The sequence below is a fragment of the Streptomyces sp. NPDC014676 genome (genome assembly GCF_043084105.1).
Taxonomy (GTDB): Bacteria; Actinomycetota; Actinomycetes; order Streptomycetales; family Streptomycetaceae; genus Streptomyces.
Genome location: NZ_JBIBZI010000048.1, coordinates 1 through 1,529, shown reverse-complemented (window position 1 = coordinate 1,529; position 1,529 = coordinate 1). Strand labels below are relative to the sequence as shown.

The 1,529-nt window shown below is 71.9% G+C and carries 1 protein-coding gene; it reads left to right on the top strand.

Annotation, left to right across the window (positions count from 1 at the left end):
* Positions 1–1,529, top strand: a 1,529-nt coding sequence (locus ACF1DX_RS39015) for a beta-ketoacyl synthase N-terminal-like domain-containing protein (RefSeq protein ID WP_391795881.1), incomplete at both ends; no start/stop codon positions are given.

The window sequence follows — 1,529 nt, the reverse complement described above, 5'->3', positions numbered from 1 at the left end:
GGGCTGCCGGCGGTGTCGTTGGTGTGGGGTCCGTGGGCGCAGGACGCGGGCATGACCCAGACGCTGTCGGAGACCGACCACCGCCGCATCACCCGCTCCGGCCTCCCCCCGGTGACGGTGGAGCAGGGCGTCGCCCTGTTCGACGCCGCGATGGCCGCCGACGCGGCGGTCGTTCTCCCCGTGCGCCTCGACTTCCCGGCGCTCCGCGCGCAGGGAGAGATTCCGCCGCTGCTCAGCGGGCTGATCCGGACGTCCACCCGCCGCGCGGCGGCCACGGGGTCCGCCGAGACCACCGGACTGGCCGAACGGCTGACAGTGCTCGGCGAGACCGAGCGCCACGAGATGATGCTGGACCTGGTGCGCGGACACATCGCCCTCGTCCTCGGCCACTCGGGCGCACAGACGGTCAACCCCAACCGGGCCTTCCAGGATCTGGGCTTCGACTCCCTGACGGCCGTGGAACTCCGGAACCGACTGGGCAAGGCGACCGGACTGCGCCTGCCCGCCACCGTCGTCTTCGACTACCCGACCGCGGAACTCCTCGCCGACCACCTGCTCGACACCGTGCTCGGAACCGTGCGTGACGTGGCTGTGCCGGTCGGATCGTTGCCGTCGGTGGCGGACGATCCGGTCGTGATCGTGGGGATGGCGTGCCGTTACCCGGGCGGGGTGTCCTCGCCCGAGGACCTGTGGCGGCTGGTGTCCGAGGGTGTCGACGCCGTGTCGGACTTCCCGGCCGACCGCGGGTGGGATGTCGAGTCCCTCTACAACCCGGACCGGAGTGTGTCCGGGACGTCGTACACGCGCTCGGGCGGTTTCCTGCACGACGCCGGGGACTTCGACCCCGAGTTCTTCGGGATGAGTCCGCGGGAGGCGGTGGCGACGGACGCGCAGCAGCGTCTGCTGCTGGAGACGACCTGGGAGGCGATCGAGCGGGCCGGGATGGACCCGGTGTCGCTGCGGGGCAGCCGGACCGGCGTCTTCGCCGGCGTCATGTACAGCGATTACGGGAGCATCCTCGCCGACGAGCAGTACGAGGGCTACCGCGGCAACGGCAGCGCCCCCAGCATCGCGTCCGGCCGTGTGTCGTACACGTTCGGGTTCGAGGGTCCGGCGGTGACGGTGGACACGGCGTGTTCGTCGTCGTTGGTGGCGTTGCACTGGGCGGCGCAGGCGCTTCGCTCGGGCGAGTGCTCGCTCGCCGTGGCCGGGGGTGTCACCGTCATGGCCACGCCCACCGCCTTCGTCGAGTTCTCCCGGCAGGGAGCCCTCTCCGCCGACGGACGTTGCAAGGCCTTCTCCGACACCGCCGACGGGGCCGGCTGGTCCGAAGGCGCCGGTGTACTGGTGCTGGAGCGGTTGTCGGACGCGCGGCGCAATGGTCATCGGGTGCTGGCGGTGGTGCGGGGCAGTGCGGTCAACCAGGACGGTGCGTCGAACGGGCTGACGGCGCCGAACGGTCCGTCGCAGCAGCGGGTGATCCGGCAGGCGCTGGCCAGCGGCGGGCTGTCGGCCGGTGACGTGGACGT